Annotated in this window: 20 protein-coding genes; 4 read left to right on the top strand and 16 right to left on the bottom strand. The window is 53.7% G+C overall.

All coding sequences use genetic code 11. The annotated features are described in order from the left end of the window. Nucleotides 1-9: 9 nt before the first annotated feature. The 13 genes from ACR9FF_RS12920 to ACR9FF_RS12860 form a co-directional block, all read right to left on the bottom strand. On the bottom strand, nt 10-2,592 hold the full coding sequence (locus tag ACR9FF_RS12920) for a PBP1A family penicillin-binding protein (RefSeq protein WP_435171518.1): 2,583 nt from the start codon (nt 2,590-2,592) through the stop codon (nt 10-12). Nucleotides 2,593-2,747: 155 nt separating this feature from the next. After that, complete coding sequence (gene hfq / locus ACR9FF_RS12915) at nt 2,748-2,990, bottom strand: RNA chaperone Hfq (protein ID WP_015844208.1); 243 nt, start codon at nt 2,988-2,990, stop codon at nt 2,748-2,750. Next, nucleotides 2,987-3,994, bottom strand: a complete 1,008-nt coding sequence (miaA, locus tag ACR9FF_RS12910; protein WP_435171515.1) for a tRNA (adenosine(37)-N6)-dimethylallyltransferase MiaA — start codon at nt 3,992-3,994, stop codon at nt 2,987-2,989. Before miaA ends, hfq begins: the two co-directional genes overlap by 4 nt. Beyond that, the gene (locus ACR9FF_RS12905; protein WP_435171513.1) at nt 3,975-4,766 is read right to left on the bottom strand and encodes a class I SAM-dependent methyltransferase; all 792 of its coding nucleotides are present in this window, start codon (nt 4,764-4,766) and stop codon (nt 3,975-3,977) included. Before ACR9FF_RS12905 ends, miaA begins: the two co-directional genes overlap by 20 nt. Further along, nucleotides 4,763-6,808 carry a DNA mismatch repair endonuclease MutL gene (gene mutL / locus ACR9FF_RS12900; RefSeq protein ID WP_435171511.1) on the bottom strand — a complete coding sequence of 682 codons (2,046 nt, stop codon included), beginning with the start codon at nt 6,806-6,808 and terminating at the stop codon, nt 4,763-4,765. Before mutL ends, ACR9FF_RS12905 begins: the two co-directional genes overlap by 4 nt. Before the next feature lie 44 nt (nt 6,809-6,852). After that, complete coding sequence (mutS, locus tag ACR9FF_RS12895; protein ID WP_435171509.1) at nt 6,853-9,555, bottom strand: DNA mismatch repair protein MutS; 2,703 nt, start codon at nt 9,553-9,555, stop codon at nt 6,853-6,855. Between the two features lie 258 nt (nt 9,556-9,813). Further along, nucleotides 9,814-11,097, bottom strand: coding sequence for a putative amidoligase domain-containing protein (locus ACR9FF_RS12890; protein ID WP_435171507.1), 1,284 nt, complete (start codon nt 11,095-11,097; stop codon nt 9,814-9,816). Between the two features lie 76 nt (nt 11,098-11,173). Continuing rightward, complete coding sequence (locus ACR9FF_RS12885; protein WP_127491414.1) at nt 11,174-11,731, bottom strand: outer spore coat protein CotE; 558 nt, start codon at nt 11,729-11,731, stop codon at nt 11,174-11,176. Nucleotides 11,732-11,837: 106 nt separating this feature from the next. After that, complete coding sequence (locus ACR9FF_RS12880) at nt 11,838-12,806, bottom strand: aromatic acid exporter family protein (protein WP_127491416.1); 969 nt, start codon at nt 12,804-12,806, stop codon at nt 11,838-11,840. A 38-nt stretch (nt 12,807-12,844) separates the two neighbouring features. Continuing rightward, a complete protein-coding gene (locus ACR9FF_RS12875) occupies nt 12,845-13,711 on the bottom strand; it encodes an ABC transporter permease (protein ID WP_248762532.1) in 867 nt (288 codons plus the stop codon). Next, complete coding sequence (locus ACR9FF_RS12870; RefSeq protein ID WP_435171504.1) at nt 13,704-14,498, bottom strand: ABC transporter ATP-binding protein; 795 nt, start codon at nt 14,496-14,498, stop codon at nt 13,704-13,706. The genes ACR9FF_RS12875 and ACR9FF_RS12870 overlap by 8 nt, the downstream gene beginning before the upstream one ends. A gap of 17 nt (nt 14,499-14,515) precedes the next feature. Then, nucleotides 14,516-15,526, bottom strand: a complete 1,011-nt coding sequence (locus ACR9FF_RS12865; protein ID WP_435171502.1) for an ABC transporter substrate-binding protein — start codon at nt 15,524-15,526, stop codon at nt 14,516-14,518. 193 nt (nt 15,527-15,719) lie between these two features. Further along, nucleotides 15,720-17,231 (bottom strand): carboxypeptidase M32, encoded by a 1,512-nt coding sequence (locus ACR9FF_RS12860; RefSeq protein WP_435171500.1) that lies wholly within the window; start codon nt 17,229-17,231, stop codon nt 15,720-15,722. Between the two features lie 136 nt (nt 17,232-17,367). Here ACR9FF_RS12860 and ACR9FF_RS12855 point away from each other — a divergent pair, with 136 nt between their 5' ends. Both ACR9FF_RS12855 and ACR9FF_RS12850 read left to right on the top strand, forming a co-directional pair. Continuing rightward, nucleotides 17,368-17,688, top strand: a complete 321-nt coding sequence (locus tag ACR9FF_RS12855) for an iron-sulfur cluster biosynthesis family protein (protein ID WP_435171498.1) — start codon at nt 17,368-17,370, stop codon at nt 17,686-17,688. Between the two features lie 33 nt (nt 17,689-17,721). Next, entirely contained in the window at nt 17,722-18,285 is a 564-nt protein-coding gene (locus ACR9FF_RS12850; RefSeq protein ID WP_127491429.1) for a beta-class carbonic anhydrase, read from the top strand. Between the two features lie 29 nt (nt 18,286-18,314). Here ACR9FF_RS12850 and ACR9FF_RS12845 read toward each other — a convergent pair whose 3' ends face one another. After that, nucleotides 18,315-18,848: a DUF309 domain-containing protein gene (locus ACR9FF_RS12845; RefSeq protein WP_435171495.1), complete on the bottom strand. Its 534-nt coding sequence runs from the start codon at nt 18,846-18,848 to the stop codon at nt 18,315-18,317. Nucleotides 18,849-18,985: 137 nt separating this feature from the next. On the opposite strand from ACR9FF_RS12845, the gene ACR9FF_RS12840 reads away from it, so the two are divergent. Beyond that, nucleotides 18,986-19,414 carry a hypothetical protein gene (locus ACR9FF_RS12840; RefSeq protein WP_127491433.1) on the top strand — a complete coding sequence of 143 codons (429 nt, stop codon included), beginning with the start codon at nt 18,986-18,988 and terminating at the stop codon, nt 19,412-19,414. After that, on the top strand, nt 19,415-19,699 hold the full coding sequence (locus ACR9FF_RS12835; RefSeq protein WP_127491435.1) for a YxcD family protein: 285 nt from the start codon (nt 19,415-19,417) through the stop codon (nt 19,697-19,699). A 69-nt stretch (nt 19,700-19,768) separates the two neighbouring features. Here ACR9FF_RS12835 and ACR9FF_RS12830 read toward each other — a convergent pair whose 3' ends face one another. Both ACR9FF_RS12830 and icmF read right to left on the bottom strand, forming a co-directional pair. Then, a complete protein-coding gene (locus tag ACR9FF_RS12830) occupies nt 19,769-19,927 on the bottom strand; it encodes a hypothetical protein (protein ID WP_201003370.1) in 159 nt (52 codons plus the stop codon). An 82-nt stretch (nt 19,928-20,009) separates the two neighbouring features. After that, nucleotides 20,010-23,240: a fused isobutyryl-CoA mutase/GTPase IcmF gene (icmF, locus tag ACR9FF_RS12825; protein ID WP_435171492.1), complete on the bottom strand. Its 3,231-nt coding sequence runs from the start codon at nt 23,238-23,240 to the stop codon at nt 20,010-20,012. Nucleotides 23,241-23,326: the final 86 nt, after the last annotated feature.

Genomic DNA, 23,326 nt, shown 5'->3' with positions numbered 1-23,326 from the left:
TCCAGCTCCTTACGCTTTGCCGCCTGCACTTCCGGCTTCGTTTTTGTCAGTGGTTCCCTTGCCCGTTACCGTTCCGTTCCCGGTGCCCGGATCGGTCGATTCGACCGGTCCCCCCGCACCTTGGTCAGGTCCCACAGTTCCGTTGCCATTTCCGTTGCCTGATCCGTTCCCGTTATTTCCGGGACCCGGCGACACCGTGCCTCCGTTGCCAGGGGACTCCGATTCAACCGGCTGATTCGGATCCGTGGATGGCGGTGGCGATACTTCTCCTCCGTTATTGCCATCGCCCGGAAGCTCGCCGTCAGACGGCTGATCCGGCTCCATAGGCTGCTCCGGTATATCCACTTCGGTCTTCGGCACGTCAATCGTAATCGTCTCCGAAGGCTTGCTTTCCTTATCTTCTTCCGAGTTATAGGCAACGACGTAGTATTGATACTTCATGCCCGGGAAGACGGTCATATCGTCTACCGTCGGATTAGCTACGTCTACAAATACGGAGAATTCCGATTGCTCCGAGTCTTTGCGGTATACGCGGTAAGTGACGCCTTTGCTGTTCTCCGGCGCAGTCCAGGACAATTGAACCTTCGCCTGGTCTTCCAGGAACACCGCATTGAAGTTCGTCACCGGCGCTTGTTCCTTCACTTCCTGCTTGATGCCTTCAGGCTGCTTGAACGAAGATTTCGGTACGTTCTTCATCGCCTGCTTCATTACTTTGCCGAACATTGCCGCAGCCTGCGAGCTGCTCTTCTTGATGACATGCTGCTTGTCGGTTTTATCATAGCCCATCCAGACGGCAGCAGTCCATTCCGGCGTGTAGCCCACGAACCAGGCATCCCTGTTCGCGCTGGAATTAAAGTTAGGAATCCCGTGTTGGGACGTTCCCGTCTTGCCGGCTACCGGACGGTCGATTCGCGCTCCCGTACCCGTACCGCCGCTTTCAAGAACGGTTTGCATCATCTGCGTCATATACCACGCGGTCTCCGGCTTCATCAGTTGCTTCGACGCCGGTGCGTGATACGTATAAACCTTCTTGTTCGCTGCAGTTTCAATCTTCGTAATCGTATGAGGATCAACCGATTTGCCGCCGTTTGCGAATACGCTGTAGGCTTCCGCCATTTGCATCGGCGTTACCCCTTGCGTCAGGCCTCCAAGAGCTATCGCAAGGTTGCGGTCTTCCGGAGCCAGCTCGATTCCAAGCTTCTTGGCAAAGGCAATACCGTTGCTGATGCCCACCTGATTAAGCGTCCATACGGCAGCCAGGTTGCGGGATTCCTTGATTGCTTCTTGCATAGTCACCGGACCGGCTCCATGAGGATCCCTTGGGCAATAATTGCCGAAGCATTTTTGCGAATCCTGATTCAGAACCGTCCAAGGATAATAATCCCCGGTTTCGAGAGCCGGACCGTATGAAACGATTGGCTTAAACGATGAACCAGGCTGACGTTTCACTTCGACGCGGTTAAGTCCTTTACGGACGTAATCACGGCCTCCGGCCATCGCCTGAATGGTTCCGTCGCGGTGGTCCATAATAATCATGGCGCCTTGCGCCTTCTGGTCGTCCGGACTCTTCTCGAAGTTGCCGTCGTCAGCGAATTCTTTCTCTACCGCTTGCTGAGCTGTCGTGTTAAGGGACGTGTAAATGCGGTAGCCGCCGATGCGAAGCTCATCCTCCGTCATACCCGGCATTACTTTGATTGCCTCTTCTATCGCATAATCCACATAAGCTTTATAGGGATCGCTTTTCTTTTGATCGATATTGGCCGGCGGCTCATAAACAACCGCTTTCGCTTCTTCCATTTCCTGCTGCGTAATCAGTTTTTGATCATACATCAGCTTTAAAACGACAGCGCGCCGCGTCATCGATGATTCGGGATCATTAATCGGATTATAACGGTTTGGAGCTTTAGGCATTCCCGCAAGCGTTGCAATCTGCCATAGTTTCAAATCTTTAAGGTCCGTATCGAAATAATAATCCGCGGCGCCTTTAATGCCGTAGATCCCTTTACCGAAAGTAATCCGGTTCAGGTACATCGTCAAAATTTCCTGCTTGGAATATTTATTCTCAAGCGCTACCGCAATGGAAGCCTCCGTCGCTTTGCGGAAGAAGGTTTTGTCCGCGGTCAGGAATATATTTTTCGCCAGCTGCTGCGTGATGGTGCTTGCGCCTTCCACTTTGCTTCTGGCGATAACGTCCTTCACGACAGCGCGTCCGATGGAGAAAAAGTCAATCCCGGAATGCTCGTAGAACCGCTGATCCTCCGTTGCCACGAAAGCATCGAGGAGCAGCTTCGGCATTTCGTCATACTCGGCAATTTCCCTGTTCGCGCTAGAGTCGTACAGCTTTGTAACCTCTTTGCCGTTTGCATCATATATAATCGACGCTTCGCCGAGTTCAAGCTTATCCGCATTTTCCGTCAAGATCCGTTCGCCGTTCAAGGTAATAAACAAATAACCGATGATTCCGCAGACGATGGCAAACACGATGGTGAAGAAAAACGCGAAAAACCATTTACGGGGCGTCATTTTTTTCTTTTTCTTGACGGGCCCGCGCTTCGTCTCCTTTGGTTTGCTTCGTCTTGGTTGTTCAGCCATTAGGTTCCCTCCAGTTGTTCCAAAATCTGTTTTCTCTACCCTTCAATATACCCCGGAATGAAAAGAACAACCCTGCTGGAGCGGGTTGTTCTTGCCTTCCGCTATCAAGTTAAACGTTACCTGCAAGTAGAAGGTTTCACAAATAACGTTACGTTCTATGCTTCCGAAGCACTGTTGTCTTGCATTAATGATACGTTACGCTGAGGAGTAAACGTCGAAATCGCGTGCTTGTACACCATTTGCTGACGGCCTTCGCTGTCAATGATGATCGTAAAGTTATCGAACGCTTTAATAACGCCTCTGATCTGAAAGCCGTTCATTAAGAAAACCGTAACCGGAATGTTGTCTTTACGCAGTTGGTTCAAGAAAGTATCTTGAATATTGATCGATTTGTTCATTGGACGTTACCCCCGTCTAAAAAAGATTGATTAGAAGTATATTCAAGATTGACTTGAAACTTTCCTGCTATTATACCATGAATCCGCCGCAAATTGTTGTGAAAATTTTCCCCCATGTCGATCCACTCGATATCCTTCATGTGCCGGAACCAGGAGAGCTGGCGTTTGGCGAACCTTCTCGTATCCCTTTTCAAAAGCTCTACTGCCGCCTCAAGCGTGCATTCGCCGCGCAGGTACATGACGATTTCCTTGTAGCCAAGCCCTTGCATGGCAAGGCTGTCCTCCGTCACGCCGCGCTCCAGCAGTCCTCTTACTTCCTCGACGAGTCCATCCTCCAGCATTTGATCAACCCGCTGTTCGATGCGGGAGTAGAGCACTTTCCTATCCATGGTGAGACCCAATATACACAATTCGTAGGGCGATTCTTTTTTTTGTCTTTCCAGCTGGGCCGACATCATCTCGCCTGACAAATGAAAGATTTCAAGCGCGCGGATGATACGGCGCTGGTCATTCGGATGCAGCCGCTCGGCGGACTTCGGGTCTACCTCAGCAAGCCTTGCGTGAAGGGCTTCCGCGCCGTGCTCCTCCGCATAACGCTGCTGCTCATCCCGAAAGGCGGGGTCCGAACCGTTTTCGTTAAATTCAAAGCCATAGCAGACGGATTCAACGTAGAGCCCGGTACCTCCCACGATAAAAGGAAGCTTGCCCCTAGCCGAAATATCGGCAATCGCCTCCCTGCAGTGCACTTGAAAGTCGGCGACCGAATAAGCCACGTCCGGCTCGCAAATATCGATCAGATGGTGGACAATTCCCTGCCGCTCGGCCAGCGGCAGCTTGGCCGTGCCGATATCCATCTCCTTGTACACCTGCATCGAATCGCCGGATATAATCTCGGCGTTCCATGCTTTGGCAAGATCGAGGCTGAGCTGCGTCTTGCCTACAGCCGTCGGTCCAACCAGAACAAGCAGCGGCTGCTTGCGTTCCTTATTTGCTGCTTCCTGCAACCTCTATCACTCCATAAGCTATTTTCGACGTATTCACATGCCGCCGTTCGAATCCAAGCCGTTCAAATTCCCCGCTCTCGCGATGCTCCTTCATTACGACGGTCTTGCGCGCGACCCTGATTGCTTCCTGCACGGCTTTCTCCGTCAACGCGCTGCCGTTAGCCAGCTTGCGCAGCGGCTCCAGAGCACTTGACTCGTGAATCGGCTGGCGGAACATCGGATCGAAATAGACGATGTCAACGCTATTATCCGGAAGTCCCGCCAAATATTCGGCATGGTTAACGTTGATCATATTGATTCTGCGCATGGCTGCGTCCACATCCGGCAAGCCGGATTGATAACCCGCCAGCCCTTCGCGCACAACCGCGCACAAGATAGGCTCGCTCTCTATGGCGGTCACCGCTCCCGATTCGCCTGCCGCGTACGAGAATACAAGCGAATCCGCCGCAAGCCCCGCGGTGCAGTCTATGATGCGGTCTCCCGGCTTGCAGTCCGTCAGGTCAAGCAAGGGATCACTTTCTCCGCGCCGCAGCCTTTTCACCCTTACGAAAGCCATGCTGGGATGAAAATAGAGCGGCGACTCCGTCTGGCCGTCGTAATAACGGACTTCCTTCTCCGTTACGACAATCAGACGGATCTCCTCCATCCTCTCCGCCATCTGCCGAAGCGTTTGTTTGCCTCGCGGAACGTACGGAGCGGATAGCTCTCCCGCAAGCCGTCTGGCGGTCGCTAATGCCCGCTGAGAAGGCTTGTCGGAGGTTGTTACGATCATGACATCACCCGTTTAAACATTTTTTCTAGCTGATAGGTCGAAAGATGAACCACGATCGGACGGCCGTGCGGGCAGGTATAAGGCTGATTGCAAGCCGCAAGGCGGGCCAGCAGCGCTTCTCCCTCTTCCCGGGTCTTCCGGTCATTGGCTTTAATCGAAGCTTTGCAGGAGCACATAATCGCTGCTTTTTCCCTGAGCTTCGCAATATTAATGGACTTGCGCTCGCTTAGCAAGAGTTCCGCCATTTCCTCGATAATGGCCTGCTCCTCGCCTTGCGGGAACCATTCCGGATAAGCCCGCACAAGAAAGGTCTGCGCCCCAAACGGCTCCAGCTCAACGCCTGCCTCCTGGAATAAACCTGTCATGCCTCGCAATTGCTCAGCTTCGCCTGAAGTAAATTCCAGGGTGAGAGGAACCAACAGCTGCTGGCTTGCCGCTTGCGGATTGCCGAATTTCCGGAAGTAATACTCGTAATTAATGCGTTCATGGGCCGCATGCTGATCGATCAGATACAGTCCTTCCTCAGCCTGCGCCACGATATACGTGCCATGAAGCTGTCCGATCCAGTACAGGTCCGGGAAGGCCGGCGTACCGTCCGGACGTTCGTTCGCCTCGCCCGCAGGCAGCTCCGAATCCGGTACCGGAGGCGTTGCCGCTGTTACTTCCGCCGCCTGAAGTGCCGGAGCGGCTTGCTCCCACGGAGACGCTGCCTCGCGCACGGATGCTTCGCGCTGCTCGGCGGGCTTGTACAGACGTTCCGTCGCATCCTTAGGCACGTAATCGCGCTTCGGAGGCTGCGGGAAGGAAGAATTATTATAGGATGTACCCGTGCCGGCGGCTGCAGACGTTGACAGTCCGGCTGGCCTGCCTGGGTTAAAGCCGCTTCCGGGCAAATTAGACGTACCGCCGGGAGTTCCCGAGCCGTTAGGCTGGGAATTGCTTCGCTCCTGTCCCCAAGGCATGGATAGCGGATCTGGCCGATGGAAGGAAATCGCATCCTGTACGAACAACGGCTTCTCCCGCTCCTGCTTTTCAGCAGGCCCCGGAATATGCCTTACCTGTCCAAGCGCTCCTTTTACCGCCTGCTCTACCAACGTTCTCAGCTCGTTTTCCTTGCTGAACCGAACTTCCATCTTGGAAGGATGCACGTTCACGTCAAGCAGGCTTGGATGCATGCCGATCTCCAATACGACAATGGGAAAACGGTTGATCGGCAGCAGCGTGTGATAAGCCTGCAGAATAGCCTGATTGACCGCATGGCTTCGAATATAGCGGCCGTTCACGATGACGGTCATGCCGTTGCGGTTCGCCCGCGTCAGCTCCGGCTTCGATATAAACCCGCGCAAATCGTAATCGGACGTCTCGCCTTCCACCTTCAGCATCGCCTTAGCCGTATTCGTTCCATACACGGCCGCAATAACTTGCAGTCTATCGCCGGTGCCAAGCGTCCGAAGCAGCACCGAGCCGTTATGCTTCAGCGTGACCGCTATTCCCGGATGCGCCAAGGCGATCCGGTATACGTAATCGGTTATATGTCCAAGCTCCGTCTGGATGGCTTTCATATATTTCAGCCTTGCCGGCGTATTGTAAAATAAATCCCGCACCGACATGTCGGTGCCTTGTGGGGCGTTGGCAGGCTCATTGGCCGTAACCGTTCCGCCTTCTATTAAAAGGCGCTGGGCCAAGCCCGTCGAATCGATCGACGACACGCATTCGAGCCGCGATACGGCTGCGATACTCGGCAGAGCCTCGCCGCGGAAGCCAAGGCTTGCGATTTTGAACAGATCGCTGCTGGACGAGATTTTACTCGTGGCATGCCGTTGAAACGCGGTTTCCATATCCGCCGGCTCTATGCCCGCGCCGTTATCGGTAACCCGAATAAACGACAAACCGCCTTCTTCGATCGTAATATCGATAACGGAGCTTCCGGCATCAATCGCGTTCTCGACCAGCTCCTTGATGACGGACGCAGGCCGTTCCACAACCTCGCCTGCCGCAATCTGGTTGGCAAGCTGCTCATCCAATACCTGGATTTTCCCCATGCGAACCCCTCCTTGCTTCTAAAACGACTATGCTAATTTTAAAGCTAATCGTTCAGCTTCTGCTTCATTTCGTTAAGCCATTGCATCGCTTGCATCGGCGTCATATTGAACAAGTCCAGCTTGCGGAGCTGGTCGGCGAGCTGCTCGGCCTTCGGCGAGGCTTTGCGGCGCCCTTGCTCCTGTACCGGCTGAACAGCCGGCGCTGGCGGCTCGTCAAAGATGGAGAGCTGCACGGCAGCCGCCGTTTCCTTGAATGCCATCCCGGACTCGGGAACAACCGCATACGAAGGAGCTGAGGAAGCTTCAGCCGCTAAACTCGCGGTTGCAATGGCTGCGTCTGCCGGCGACTTCTCCGAAGCCTCTTCCTCCAAATGCTCAAGCAGGACGTAAGCCCGGTCAATAATGGAATTCGGAAGCCCCGCCAGCCTTGCGCAATAAATCCCGTAGCTTGTGCTTGCAGCTCCGGGAATCAGCTTGCGCAGGAAGGTCACATGGTCGCCGCTTTCCTGTACGGCCATGCAGGCGTTCGCCAGCTTCGGCAGGGAAGCCTCCAGATGCGACAGCTCATGGAAATGCGTGGAGACAAGCGCTTTGCAGCCGATATGGTGATGCACGAACTCGATGACCGCTTGAGCGATCGACATCCCTTCGCTTGTTGACGTACCTCGGCCAAGCTCGTCAATGATCACGAGACTGCTTGCCGTCGCCTTTTCCGTCATGAGCTGAATATCCTTCATTTCTACCATAAAGGTACTTTGACCGCCGATAAGATCGTCTGCAGCGCCAATCCGGGTAAAGATGCGGTCGATCATCGGAATTTCCGCCGTTTTTGCCGGCACAAAGCAGCCAATCTGGGCCATGATGCAAATTAAGGCCACCTGGCGCATATAGGTGCTTTTACCCGCCATATTCGGGCCGGTAATAAGCAGCATCGACTGGTCCTCTTGGCGCAGCGAAGTAGCGTTGTTAATAAACGGTACGCCGTCCATTACCGCCTCAACTACCGGATGTCTTCCTTCTTCGATAACGAGATTATATTGATCGGTTATAACCGGACGGACAAATCTTCTCTCCGCGCTGACCGTAGCGAGCGACTGGTAGACGTCCAGCTCCGCCACAACCTCGGCCAGACGCTGCAGACGATGAAGCTGCAGAGCCAGATGATCCCGAAGCTCGATAAAACGGGCATGCTCCAGGTCAACCATCTTATCCTCGGCTTCGAGAATAAGCCGTTCCTTCTCCTTCAGCTCCGGCGTTACGAAGCGCTCCGCGTTCGCCAGCGTCTGCTTCCGCTCGTAACGGCCTTCGGGCAGCATGCCCAAAGCGCCTTTGGATACCTCAAGGTAATAACCGAATACTTTGTTGAACCCGATTTTAATCGTTTTGATGCCGGTTGCTTCGCGTTCCCGACGTTCCAGCTCCGCAAGCCATTTCTTGCCGTTCGTGCTGGCTTCGCGAAGCTGATCAAGATAATCGTCGTAACCTGCACGGATTAATCCGCCTTCCCGTATCGATACGGGAGGCTCGTCCACGATAACCGTCTCGATCAGATCGGCCAGATCGGAGCAGTCGTCCAGCCCGTCAACAAGCTGGCGAAGCCGCTCGGAGCCGGCTTGACGCGCCAGCTCGACAAGCTGAGGCGTGCGGCGGATGGAGCTTTTCAGCGCATTCATATCCCTGCCGTTCGCGCTTCCGAAAGCGACGCGGCCAACAAGCCGCTCGAGATCGTAAACATGGTTCAGCTCCGAACGGATATCGTCGCGGGCAATCAAGTTCCGGTAGAGCGCATCAACCGCTTCGTACCGATCTTCAATCTTCGAACGGTTCAGCAGCGGCTTGTCGATCCAGCGTCTAAGCAGCCTTGCCCCCATCGACGTCTGGGTCCGGTCGAGCAGCCACAGAAGGGAACCTTTTTTGCTCCGGTCGCGGACTGTCTCGGTCAACTCGAGATTGCGGCGCGTGTAATGGTCCAGAATCATATATTGATTCGGCTCATAGGCGCGGATTGTACGGACATGGCCAAGGGAGCGCTTCTGCGTCTCCTCCAGATAACCGGTCAAGAGGCTAACGGCGCGGTAACGCGTTTCGTTAAGTCCTTCCAGCTGCTCGTCTTCGAACTGCTGGCGGAGCTTGTCCTCGGCCATAGGCTCGCGGCTTGTCAGCAGTACGGGACGGTTCCATACCGCCTGCTCCTTGAGCTGAGCCAGCAGGCTTTCGTCGCCTACGATTTCGGCAGGCTGATAGACGTTAATCTCATCGATTAACGTATCGATATTGAAGGCCAGCGAGGTCGCGTACAGCTCGCCGGTCGACAAATCGCAGGCCGCCATGCCGATTGCCGCCGTAGAGACCGACCCGACGGATACGATAAAGTTGTTGGATTTATCGGCAAGCGACTTCGATTCCATTACGGTACCCGGCGTAATAACGCGGACGATCTCCCGTCGCACAACGCCTTTGGCCGCGCTAGGATCCTCCACCTGCTCGCAGACCGCTACCTTGAAGCCTTTTTCGACAAGCCTTGCAATATAGTTTTCCGCAGAATGATAAGGGACGCCGCACATCGGAATTTTCTCCGACACGCCGCCCTCTCTGCCCGTTAATGTAATTTCAAGCTCGCGCGAAGCATTTATAGCGTCGTCAAAAAACATCTCGTAGAAATCGCCGAGACGGAAGAAAAGGAACGCGTCTTTCGCTTGCTCCTTGATTGCGAGATATTGTTGAATCATCGGGGTATAACCAGCCACTGTTGCCCCTCCCAGGTACATAGCATTCGAGTTTCTTATTATTCAATATTTAAAAAACATCATTCTGCTATTATACCAAGCCGATTGCCGCGCGCCAACCTGCATAACCGAAGCCGGGCAGACAAACGGAAGAAGCCTGAAGAAAAAAACCGTTCAGCTAGGGTGAAGCCTATAACGGCATCTTGCGTTCTAAAGGCTTAGAAAGCATCATAAAGGCGATTAGGTATGTTGGACGGTAAGCAAATGGCGCATCCCTTATTAACGAGGGATGCGCCATTTGACGCGGATGTCAGCCCGCTCATCCCAGGCGACGCCGCGCCTTGCCGCATCGAGCAAAGGCTCGATGTACGGCGCCAGCGCGGCATAGCTTGCCGTCGCCGCCATCGCTGCGGCGACGCCGTCGAGGCAGCCGGCGAGCTCCGCGCGGTCGCCGGCGTAGTAGGCTGCGACATACCGCTCGTCAAGAGCCGGTATGTCGTGCAACGCATCCGCCTCGCGCGCGCAGAGAAGCGCAAGCGCGAAGGCGGCTTTGGCCGCGGCCGGCGACACGAGCCAGCTCGGCAGCGTCCGGTATTCGAAGCCGCCATGCGGCTGCTGGCGGTAATCGCCCAGGACGCCGTAGCGGGGGCGCCGCCCGCGGCCGGCGGGATCCTCGACCAGCGCCAGCGGGAACGCGGCGTAGCTGTCGAGCAGGCGCAGCAGGCGCGGAGTCAGCCGCACGCCGCTGAGATGGATATGCCCGCCGAGCGCAAGCCCCGGCACGGGCATGGCACCCGCGGCCCAGCGGAGGCTTGGGTCGCGGACAAGCCCGGCGGCGCGGAGCAGAAGCCGCCGGATGTTAGCCGAGAGCCCGGCCGGGTCAGCGGCCGGCTCGGGCCGGAGCTCGGCGACGGGATACATCAGCCGTCGCCCGATCAGCATGGCGTCGCTGCCAGCGGCGCCGCCGACACCTCCCAAATACCGGGAGGCCGGAGCAACCTTGCCATCCGGCCTAATAAACACAAATTCCGGATCCGCCCCGATAAGCAGCGGCGCTTCCTGGAGCTCCGCTTCAGCCTCTTGCTGCTGCAGCGGAGCTATTTTGCGCCTCCTTGCCGCTCTCATCGATACGCGGCCGTCCGAGCCCAGCGCAACATCCGCTTCTCCCGCATCCATGCCTGCTGCGTAAAGTCCGGCGATCGCTCTACGGATCACCCTCCGGAGCACGGAATCCGCCGGCCATTCGGCCGGATGTCCGCCAGTGGCGGCGGCAATCGGTTCTCCGCTGCCTAACGTCCTGCCTGCCCCGTTAATCCGCTTAAGCTCAATCAGCGCAAGATCGGCTGCTTGAACGCGGTATAAACGTTCATCCCCCTGCTGCTCCCGGTAAAGACCGGCCCGAAGCCACCTTGCCTGCATCTCGGCTTCCGTCAAAGCAATTGTCCGCCGTTCGTTCTCAAGCCGGTTCAGCCGGTTGCCAGCCATACCCGCCACCTTCTTTTCATTGGATTCGATAACGACTAAGGGCATGCGGCGAATGCCCAAATTAAATGAATTCAACAAAAAGAGGGCTTTCGCCCTCGAATTTACCGCCTTAGCGGCATATCTTACAGTACAGAAGCGGATATGGGCTTCCGGCTTACAGATCGTCGTCCAGTAAGTCGGGATCCAGATCCTCGTAATCCCCATCGCCGAGACCGAACTCAAGTTCTTTGCCGTCGTCGTAGCCGCCCGGGAAGCAGGCTACCCAAACTTTAGTCTCGGCGATCATTTCAACCGCATACTCGCGCTCAACGCGAACGACAACGCCGGAACCGCTTGACGAGATGTTGGCCTCAATGCAGTTAGGCTCCTGAATGCAATCGGCGGATACCTCTTCCGTAGAAGACCGATGCTTAGGATCCAGGTAAGACAGAGGCACATGCTCTACGTAATGCACGGTTTCTTTTGCTACGTCCGTTTGCGAATTCTTGCTATACGAATACCAAATGTTGAGATCGTAAGTACCAATTACCTCAATTCCGTCGCCCGATCGAACCGCTTCATATTGGTGGTTGATTACCCACGCACCCAATATGCTGGTCGGGTGATGAGGCGGTGTTACGGTATGAGAGACAGTGGAAAACTTACGACCTTTCCCGCAGACAGCTTTCGTTATAATCTCTCTACCTTGTAGCTGTTTATCTGCAAATGTCATCGATTTAACCTCCTCCATACAATCATTCATTTAAAGTGTATGCAGGTCATTCGTCTAGGGTGACTGAATCTTTCCCGCGCCGCCACGAATTTTATCCCTCTTTATTTTATGGCTCCGCTTTGTCTAACATGACATTTCTTTTCTTTAATCGTTTGGCGATTGCCAAATATCTTTCAAGCTCCATCGTCATCTTCAATATTGCGGCGCGGAGCTCGAACTCATCGCGCGTGCGCGGAAGCTCCATCGACTTGTACAGCTGCCTCAGCTCGGACAAGCGTTTCTCCGTTATCCCGCGGTACACCTCGGATTTCACTTCCCCGGACAGAAGCTCCAGCAGCTCCGCAAGCGGTTCGTTCTGCGGCAGCTTCTCGTAGACGAGCGCCAGCTCCTCCAGCATCGCCTGCACCGATTCGAGCTGCAGACGCCGCATTTCGAAGTATGTGGACCAATAATGCTCCTGCCCGAAAAGCCGGTTCTCCTTGTTCAGCACGGCCCGGCGGGCCCCTTCATTTATAATCCGGTGAACCTCCAGCAGCTCGCTGCCATTCCAAATATGCGAAGGGTCGCGCAGCGTACTGCCCATCTCGGTAAAAATATCGCCAAACAGCTTCTCGACGGAAGCTTTGAGCGATTCGAGCAGATGCTGATCCTTCGGCATATAGATGAAGTTGATCACGGTTGCCCAGCCCAGACCGCAGATCATGAGCAGCACTTCGTTTTCCAATACGTCAACGGTGACTTCCCCATGAGCGAACAGCTGGAATACGATAACCGCGCTGGTTACGATGCCGTCCTTTAGTTGAAAACGTGCCAATACCGGGAACGTCATCAAAATGAATAACGCCACTACCCAAATATGAAAGCCAAAGATCGTAAAGACCAAAGAGGCAAAAAAAAGTCCCAGCGAAGAAGCGACGAAGCGCTCAACAGCGCTCTTCAGCCCTTTCATCCGGCTGACTTCTACACCGAGAATAGCAAGAATACCCGCACCAAGCGGCGGATCCAAGTTCAAATATACAGCCGAATAAATGGCGATAATGGCTGCTAAAGCTGTTTTGATAATGCGAATGCCCACTTATTTCCCTCACGTTCGGATAGATTAATACGCTTATCCTAACGCTCCCGCCAGCCTGACGTCAACTTACGTTCCAATATCGCCACAAGTTGATACATAATCGTTGCGACTACGGCAATGACAATCAGAGTGGATAAGACGAGGGTGAAATTAAATACCTGGAAGCCGTAAATCATCAGATAGCCGAGTCCAAGCTTGGCGACCAGGAATTCGCCGACGATAACCCCGATCCAGGCGAGACCTACATTGACTTTTAAAGCCGATATAATGACGGGAAAAGAGGCAGGCAGAATGACAAGCCGGAACAGCTGCGCCCTGCTCGCGCCAAACAGCCGGACCACCTTGATATAACCCGCTTCAATCTCTCTGAACCGGTTGTATATATTAATCGTTGTGATAATAACCGTTACCGACAAGGTTACCGCCACAATCGAGGTAAAGCCCGGTCCGAGCGTAACGATGAAGAGCGGACCAAGCGCAACCTTCGGCAAACTGTTTAAGACGACCAGATAAGGGTCCAGTACTCTCGATAAAAAAGGAAACCACCACAATAGCGCCGCGATACCGGTTCCTACTAAGGTACCAAGCAGAAATCCGATAATCGTCTCGGACACGGTCATTCCGATATGCGGCCAGATCGAGCCGTCCGCCATCGAATTCCATAGCTGATTGATGATTTTCGTCGGGTAGCTGAAAAGCAGAGGATCGATCCACTTTTGTCTGCCTGCCGCTTCCCATAACGCAATGAACAGCAGCAGAATCGTAATCTGTGTTGTGCCTACTGCCGCAGTGACCCGTCTAGCTTTTTGCTTGAACTGCGAATGAAGCTGTTTCATACCGCTCTCGCGGTCTTCCTCAACGCCGGATAACCATACGTTCTTGCCCGATTTCTCTTCCTTAGGCATGCCCTCCGCCTCCTTCCGCCCGGTTAAGCTCTGCCCACAGCTGATCGAATACGTCCTGAAAGCCCGGAAGCTTGCGCGCCTCCATCGGCGTGGCCTGACGGATTTCGTCCGGCACCACAAGCTCCTTCACGATTCTGCCCGGGTTAGCGGCCAGCACGATTACCCGGTCGCTCATGGCCGCGGCTTCCGCCAGGTCGTGAGTAACGAGAACGGCTGTTTTGCCAAGACGCTTAAGCGTTTCGTCTACCAGATCTTCAAGCTGAAGCTTGATATGCAGATCCAGCGCGGAAAAAGGTTCATCCAGCAGCATCACTTCCGGATTAGTCGCCAGCATCCGGGCCAAGGCAACACGCTGCCGCATGCCGCCCGAAAGCTCATGAGGGTACTTCCCGCCCGAACCAGGCAGCCCCAGCTCCGTCAGCAGCCGGTCTACTTCCTTCATCGCCGCGGCCGTCTTCCCGCTGGCAATTTCCAGGCCGATTGCGGCATTATCCCGGATCGTCCGCCACGGGAACAGGAAATCCTGCTGCAGCATATAGCCGACGAGCCTTGACGGGCCAAGGACAGGCGCTCCCGCGAGAAGCACCTGCCCTCCGGTTGGAGGAAATAAACCCGCAAGCATGCTGAGAATCGTTGTTTTACCGCAGCCGCTCGGACCGACGAGGCTGACGAACTCACCGCGCCGAACCGTCAAATTCAAATTCTCGACGGCCAAGGAAGCACCCTTTTCGTTGACGTAGACATGGGACACATCCTTCAGCTCCAGCCGATTATCTTCGCCAGCCATCGAAAGTCCCCCTTATTTTATTTCTTAACGTCTTCTATCGATTTCTCGGCAAAGCTGTTATCCACGATTTTGCCGTACTCGGTACGTTCCTTCAGCTCGCCGGCCTGAGTCATCACGTCAAGAAGGTTATTCCATTCGCCTTCGTCAATTACGGGATCGGTTGCGTAGGAGCCTTGTTGCTTGTAGCGGTCAATGGAGCTGACCAGGATGTCTTTATCCACGTTGTCAAAGTAAGGGGCTACGACGTCCGCAATCGTTGCGGCATCGTTTTCCTGTACCCACAGCTGCGCGCGGTGTACGGCATCGGTGAACGATTGGATCGCGGCATTATTTTTCTTGATATAGCTTTGTTTCGCCATAAAGACAGTGTAAGGCAGATGTCCGCTTTCTACGCCAAAGGAGGCAACCACCTTGCCCGTTCCTTGCTTCTCGAATACGGAAGCCGTTGGTTCAAACAGCTGTACATAGTCGCCCGTGCCGGAAGCGAAGGCAGGCGCGATATTAGCAAAATCGACGTTTTGAATCAGCTCCAGATCCGCATGCGGGTCAATGTTATGCTTTCTTAACGTGAATTCGCCCGCCATTTGCGGCATTCCGCCTTTTCTTTGGCCGAGGAACGTCGAGCCTTTCAGGTTGTTCCAATCAAAGTTTGCATCATTCCGGGCAACCAGGAACGTACCGTCGGTTTGCGTCAATTGAGCAAAGTTGATAACCGGGTCGTCAGAGCCCTGTTGGTACACATAAATCGACGTTTCCGAACCGACAAGCGCAACGTCAATCGTGTTGGAGAGCAGCGCGGTCATCGTTTTGTCCCCGCCTGCCGTTGTCGTCAGCGTAACATCCAGCCCTTCATCGGCAAAAAATCCTTTCGCCAGAGCTACATACTCCGGAGCGTAAAAGACCGACCTCGTTACTTCGCCGATGGTCAGCTTCACCTTCTCCGAGCTTCCCTTGCCGCAGCCGGCCAGCGCGGCTGTTGTCGTCAGCGCCACAATGAGGAGCAGCGACAGCCATAGCTTCCTTCTCATCCGTTAACCTCCCGTGAATACTCAATTAAAGTAAGTAGTAAGTACGATAGCCTATGCAGGAGCAAAAAAGTCGGTGCATTCCGAACAATGGAGACCCTGTATAGCAAGTGGGCACTCCGAAGTTGTGATCCTTAAACAAAAGCTAACGGAATACAAAAAAAGAGCCGCCCCAACAAGGGGCGGCTGCTTTCCATTACAGCTTATAAATATCTTTATATTTGCGCTCGAGATAAGTGACCAGATGCTGAGGATCCAGCGGCTTGCCGGTAACGCTTTGGATCAGCTCCGACGGCGACTTCAGCTTGCCGTACTTGTAGATGCGCTCGGTGAGCCATTCCTTAATCGGTAGCAGCTCGCCGCGGCCGACCAGGTTCCAGAAGCCGTCCAGGTCGCGCTCCATGGTGTCCGCGATTTGCGCGGCGTACATATTGCCAAGCGAATACGACGGGAAGTAGCCGAACGCGCCGCCGGACCAGTGAACGTCCTGCAGCACGCCTTCCGCATTAGTCGGAGGAACGATGCCCAGGTACTCTTTGTACTTGTCGTTCCAGATCGCCGGCAGATCGGCTGCTTTTGCGCCTTCATTAAAGATCATTTTCTCGATCTCGTAACGAATAATAATGTGCAGGTTGTATGTCAGTTCGTCCGCTTCGATCCGGATCAGGGAAGGCTGCACGACGTTGATGCCGCGGTAGAACTGTTCCACCGATACATCAAGCTGGCCGGGGAATTTCTCCTGCAGCTTGCCGAAATACTGCTCCCAGAACGGCTTGCTGCGGCCGATGACATTTTCCCAGAAACGCGACTGCGATTCGTGGATTCCCATCGAGGTACCCGTGCACAGCGTAGTGCCGATCAGCTCGGGCATAATATTTTGCTCGTATAAGGCATGCCCGCCTTCATGAATGGTACCGAACAGCGCGCTGGTCACATCGTCTTCCAAGTAACGGGTCGTAATGCGGACATCGCCCGGGTTAAGCCCGGTTGCAAACGGATGAACGCTTTCGTCGAGGCGGCCGGCTTCAAAGTTGTAGCCCATCTGGTTCAAAATATACAAGCTGAACGCTTTTTGCGCTTGCTTATCGTATTTTTGCCCGAGGAAGGAAGCATCCGGCTGATGCGGGGACGCCGCGATTGCCGCAGCAAGCGGCACCAGCTGCTCGCGCAAGCCGCCGAATACGCGGTCCAGCTCTGCCGTCGTCATTCCAGGTTCATACTGGTCAAGCAAGGTATCATAACGGGTTGCCTTCGGCCCCCACAGATCAATAAATTGCTGCGTATAATCGATTACTTTTTCAAGAAGCGGCTGGAAGCTGGCGTAATCGTTGCTTGCTTTGGCTTCCTCCCACTTGGATTCCGCCTGCGAAGCAAGCACAACGTATTCCTGATAGAGCTTTGGTGGAATTTTGACGCTTCGATCGTAGTCTTTGCGCGTTTCGCTAACGAGCTTCCGTTCAATATCGGATAATTGCTCCCGGGCAGCAGGCTGCTCCAGCTCGTTCAAATATTCGCCAAGCTCGGGCGAGGTCGAAAGCTTGAACATGTCGCCGGACAAAGCGCCGATAACCTCCGAGCGGGTATCCATTCCTTTTCGCGGCGCCCCGGTCCGAAGATCCCAATACAGAACGCCTAACGCTTCCTCGTAGCTTTTAATTTTACGGATTGTCTCCAAAAATTTTGCGGTTGTTTCCTTATGTACGGTCATTATTCCATCCACCTTCCCTATTCCAAATTTGCTCATTTTGAACGGAGCCTATCTTGATCTTAACGATTACAAAACGTATAATCAACTTTAACCTTTTTTTGTCGTTAATAGAGTAGAGAGAAGGAGAGAATACTACATGCGCATAACCTTTACTCCTGCTGCCGCTAAGTCGCTGACCCCTTACATAGAGGATGGCCGCAAGCAGCTTAAGCTGCTGCATGATACCGAAGGCTGCGGCTGCGTCGTCAGCGGCGTGCCGGCCCTTCAGCTCATTGAACAAGGCGGCCCGGATGACCGGCTTACCCAAGGCGACCCATTCCCCTTCTGGTACGAGCCTCGTCACGAAGTGTTTTTCGAGCCGGAGCTCCGCATTGATTACGATGCCGCGCGCGATGCGTACAGCCTCAAGAGCGACAGCCAGATCTATACGCTTGACCTTCGTTTTCTGAAGAACTAATATCTAATCGTTATTATTTAGGAGGTAATTCACATGAACAATCTGGAAAAAATCTTGAACCACAACAAAGCATTCGTCGAAAACAAGGAATACGAGCAATATCTTACGGATAAGTTCCCTAACCGCAAAATCGTTGTAGTCACATGCATGGATACCCGGCTTGTCGAGCTGCTTCCTAAAGCCTTGAACCTGAAAAACGGCGATGCCAAAATTATTAAAAACGCCGGAGCGATTATTACGCAGCCATTCGGTAACATTATGCGCAGCGTCCTTGTCGCGCTGTATGAGCTGAAAGCGGACGAAGTATTTATTATTGCGCACCACGGCTGCGGCATGACCGGCATCGATCCGGATACTGTAGTCGGCCATATGCTGGAACGCGGCATTTCCGAGCAAACGATCAATACGCTCCGTCATTCCGGCGTAGACCTGAACCGCTGGCTGACCGGCTTTGACAACCTGCGCGACAGCGTTGAGAAGAGCGTAAGCATCGTGCGCAACCACCCGCTTCTTCCGCCGAACACCCCGGTGCACGGCCTTGCCATTCACCCGGACACAGGCGCTCTTGACCTGATCGTGGACGGCTACCAAAAATAGACCAATCAAAAAAGGAACCGAAACCGTGGTTATTCCGCGGTCCGGTTCCTTTTTTTCGCTTCGATGGCTGCTGCTCTTTCCGCCAATACATCACTGCGGTCTCGCAATTTATGACGGTGAATCAACGCTTCCGTATCCATGCGGCTGCTGCTTCCCCATTCCACCTGCAAGGTATCGCAAAGCTGAATGCATTGCCGCTCAAGCTCGGGATCCTTTACGATAAGCGTTATGTCTTGATAAGGCAGCGATTGACCCATTTGCAGATAGTCGTATCTTCGCGACAGATCCGCGATAGCCCGCGTTCCATCCAGTCCTAACCGTTCAAGCGAGGTTCGATCCAGCTTTCCGAGCGCCTTTTCATACATTTTTAAAGCCCCCTTCGCATTGCCCCGCCGCTCATGATATTGCCCAACCGCAAGCTGGATGAGTCCCACCCAGAGCAATGCCCGCGGATCGCCCGGATGCTCCTTCCAGTACTCCTCCAGAAGCTCATGGCATTCGAAGAAATCCCGCGTCCCGTTAAACTCCGCCAAGTACGATACGTAGGCAGATGGATAATTCATAGGGGTTCTCTCCTTTGCATATATATGTTTTGGTACATTGTGTACAAAAATATTTTGAAACCTCCGTTAATATTAGCCGTAAATGTGTATCATAGCAATGATTGAGCTACACATTGAAGCAGGAGGAGACGTACACAATGAAAAAAGGGTTACTGGTCATCATGGCTTTCGCTTTGTTCCTGACATTTGGTCTAGGCCAAGCGGATGCTGCAAAACGAGGCGGCGGATTCAAATCGCCAAAACAAAGCTACACGCAAACGCCTAAGAAACAAGCTAACGTACAGGAGTCGAATTCCGGTACCAAGACTGGCGCAACAACGAACAAAACCGGCGCAGCAACAACGAACAAAGGCTTTTTCAGCGGCGGCGGCTTTATGAAAGGGATGTTAATCGGCGGTCTCGCGGGCATGCTGTTCGGCGGTCTGCTTGGCAACATGGGCGGCATGGGTCAATTCTTCGGCCTCCTCATTAACCTGATTGCGATCTTTGTTCTGGTAAGAATCGTTATTTCGCTGTTCCGAATGTTCAAGAAGAAAAACAATCCCGATACGCGGAGACCTTACTAAATGATTCGAATTTACACGGACGAAATTATTAATGCCGTTTGTCTGCATATGGCAGATCGAAGAGGCGTGCAACCTTCGGACGTGGAGGTGCAGCTGGCTTGGGACGAAGAGTACGGCTTCACCGCGGAAGTATGGGTTAGCGGTCGGAGCCAATATATCATTGAAGCGAATCTGCTCGAAGCCATCGAGCAATATATGTACCGGCAGTACAACCGCCGAGTCTTCCGCACCAACATTAAGCTGGATGTGGACGAAGAGGAAATGTGGGCGGATATCGAAGAGTAACCGGGCATGAGAAAGCCTCCAACCCTTAAGGGTTGGAGGCTTTTCTTTTTCAATCATGCACAAGATTTTCTAAACGTCGCCAGATTGCTTCTCCTCTTGTCTCTTTCGGTCATTCGCCCATGCCTGATCAACGGCTTCTTGCGCAATATCCCGCTTCGGCAGATTGAGGTATATAATGAGCAGCAATATCGAGTTCATCAAAGTTAATAGGAATGTCAGCACAAGCACGGGCGCTTCCCTCCGGTTCGTTTAAGCTTGCATTTACGTTTTCTCTCACAAGCCGCATTTTCCTATATCTTCTATCCTATCCTTACATATTCCTCCTGTACTGGCCGCCAACTTCAAATAACGCATCCGTGATTTGGCCAATCGATGCGCTTTTTACAACCTCCATTAAGGCTTCGAACAGATTGCCTCCGGATACCGCCGCCTCCTTTAAAGCCTCCAAGGCGCCCGAGCATTCCTCCTGGTGTTTCATCTGGAAAGCCTGCAATTGGCGGATTTGAGCCCGCTTCTCTGTTTCCGTCGACCGCGCCAGCTCGATATCCGTGCGTAACTCTTCGGGGTTGGGATTGAGGAACGTGTTCACTCCGATAATCGGCAGCTCCCCGGCATGCTTTTTCTGCTCATAGAATAAGGATTCTTCCTGGATCTTCCCCCGCTGATACTGGGTTTCCATTGCGCCAAGAACGCCGCCGCGCTCATGGATGCGCAAAAATTCCTGCAGCACCGCTTCTTCCATCAGGTCGGTGAGCTCCTCCACGATAAAAGAGCCCTGCAGCGGATTCTCGTTCTTCGCCAGTCCAAACTCCCGGTTGATAATAAGCTGGATCGCCATCGCCCGGCGGACGGAATTTTCCGTAGGGGTGGTGACCGCCTCGTCATACGCATTGGTATGCAAGGAGTTGCAATTATCGTAGGTAGCCATTAACGCCTGCAGCGTCGTCCGTATATCGTTAAAATCCATCTCCTGTGCGTGCAGCGAGCGGCCTGATGTCTGGATATGGTATTTCAGCTTCTGGCTGCGTTCGTTAGCCCCGTATTTAAATTTCATGACGGTTGCCCAGATGCGACGCGCCACGCGCCCCATTACGCTGTATTCGGGATCAAGGCCATTGCTGAAGAAAAAGGATAGATTCGGAGCAAAATCATCGATAGACATGCCCCGCGCCAAATAATACTCGACGTAGGTAAAGCCGTTCGCAAGCGTAAACGCCAGCTGCGTGACCGGATTGGCGCCTGCCTCTGCGATGTGGTAACCACTTATGCTGACGGAATAATAATGCCGTACGCCGTGATCGATGAAATATTGCTGGATGTCTCCCATCATTTTGAGCGAAAATTCCGTACTGAAAATGCAGGTATTCTGTCCCTGATCCTCCTTCAAAATATCGGCCTGCACCGTACCGCGAACGGATCGCAGCGCTCCAGCCTTAATGCTCCGGTATTCCGCTTCATCGGGCTGACGGCCGTTCTCCGCCGCGAATTTTTCCACCTGCTGATCGATCGCCGTATTCATGAACATGGCCAGCAGGATAGGCGCCGGTCCGTTAATCGTCATCGATACGCTGACGGAAGGATGGCATAGATCAAAGCCTTCGTAAAGCTTTTTCATATCCTCAAGGGTACACACATTAACTCCGCTATTTCCGATTCTTCCGTATATATCGGGCCGGTCGCTCGGATCCTGGCCGTATAAGGTTACGCTGTCGAAGGCGGTGGATAACCGCTTGGCTTCGTCATTCCGGCATAAATAATGGAACCGGCGGTTCGTCCTCCCGGGTGATCCTTCTCCCGCAAACTGGCGTTTAGGCTCTTCGTCGGTTCGCTTGAAGGCAAATACGCCAGCCGTATAAGGAAAATACCCGGGCAGATTCTCCTTCAGAAGCCAGCGGAGAAGCTCGCCCGACTCATGGAATTTGGGGAGACTGACTCTGGGCACCGCGCTGCCCGAAAGCGATTCCAGTACAACCGGCCGGTAAAGATTGCGAATGGTCGGCCAATCGGCCAGCTGCTTCCGGCAATCCGGGTGCAGCTGTTCTTCCCATTCTGCTGCCATTGCATCAAGCTTATCCGCGAAGAGAGCCGTTTCCTCTCTCGTTAGAAGCCGTTCCTGATTGGCATAAATCAGCTGCCTCGTGCCCTTCAGCTGAGCAAGTGTTCGGACAACCGCAACCTGATCCTCGATATCCTTCTTATACTGCCGGACCGTCTGAACAATCTCGCGCAAATATCCGGTTCGTTCCTGCGGAATAATCAGGTTTCTCTTGGTTGCCCTAATACCGGAATCCTCCAGCCGAACTGGCCAGCTTCCGCCCATTTTGTCCTGGGCAAGCTCCATCGCATGCCGGAAGAGCATCGTTACGCCGGGATCGTTGAATTGACTCGCCATCGTCCCGAATACGGGAAGCTGCTCATTAGAAACCCTGTCAAGCCTTCTGCTTCGCTTGTACTGCTTACGGACATCCCTCAAGGCATCCTCTGATCCTTGGCGTTCAAATTTGTTAATGACGATAATGTCGGCATAGTCAATCATATCAATCTTCTCCAGCTGGCTGGGTGCGCCGTATTCGCTGGTCATGACATACATGGCGATATCGCATAGCTCTACAATGGCAGCATCTCCTTGGCCAATTCCGCTAGTCTCGACAATTACAAAGTCGTAACCCGCTTGCTTGACGATCGCGATCGCGTCACCTGTGGCTTCGCTGATCTCCGACCTGGATTTCCTTGTCGCCATGCTGCGCATGTAAGCCCGCGGATCATGTATGGCGTTCATTCGGATCCTGTCCCCAAGAAGAGCCCCGCCGGATTTCATCTTCGTTGGATCTACCGAAATGACGGCAATCGAACGGTTCGGAAAATAGTCCAGGAACCGGCGCACAAGCTCATCCGTCAAGGAGCTTTTGCCGGCGCCGCCCGTTCCGGTTATCCCTATCACAGGCACGCCGGGAACTTGTTCCTTCAGCTGTTGCAATACATTTACGGTACCGTCATCGGCGGAAACGCCCGCCGCCATATCCTCGGCTGAAGAGATCAGTCTTGCAATCGCTCCCCAGTTGCGCTGCTTCACCAGCTTAAGATCCTGTTCAGCCTGTCTCGGCGTCGGATGATCGCAAGCTTCGATCATGGCATTGATCATCCCCTGCAGCCCCATCCTGCGCCCATCCTCAGGGGAAAACACTTTGGCGACGCCGTAACGCTCCAACGCTTCAATCTCGGAGGGAATAATAACGCCGCCTCCGCCTGCGAATAGTTTGATATGCCCGGCTCCGGCTTGCTTCAGCACATCAATCATATAGGTTAAATATTCGATATGACCGCCTTGGTAGGAGCTTATCGCAATACCCTGGACATCTTCTTGTATCGCTGCGCTGGCCACTTCCTGAACCGACCGGTTATGGCCGAGATGAATAACCTCGACCCCGGAGGCTTGCAGAATCCGCCTCATAATGTTGATTGATGCGTCATGCCCGTCAAATAAAGCGGCTGCCGTAATAAATCGCACATGGTTTTGCGGGCGATATACGGGTATTTCCATGCTGGTTCCCGCCCTTCCGATCCGGTTATATCGCTTCGACTCCATTTATCCTAGTATTACAATATTCGCTTGCGGGCAAGTGATGC

Source organism: Paenibacillus glycanilyticus (genome assembly GCF_051200795.1).
GTDB lineage: Bacteria > Bacillota > Bacilli > Paenibacillales > Paenibacillaceae > Pristimantibacillus > Pristimantibacillus glycanilyticus.
The sequence above is the reverse complement of the archived record's forward strand: the minus strand, read 5'-3'. Positions and strand labels throughout refer to the sequence as shown.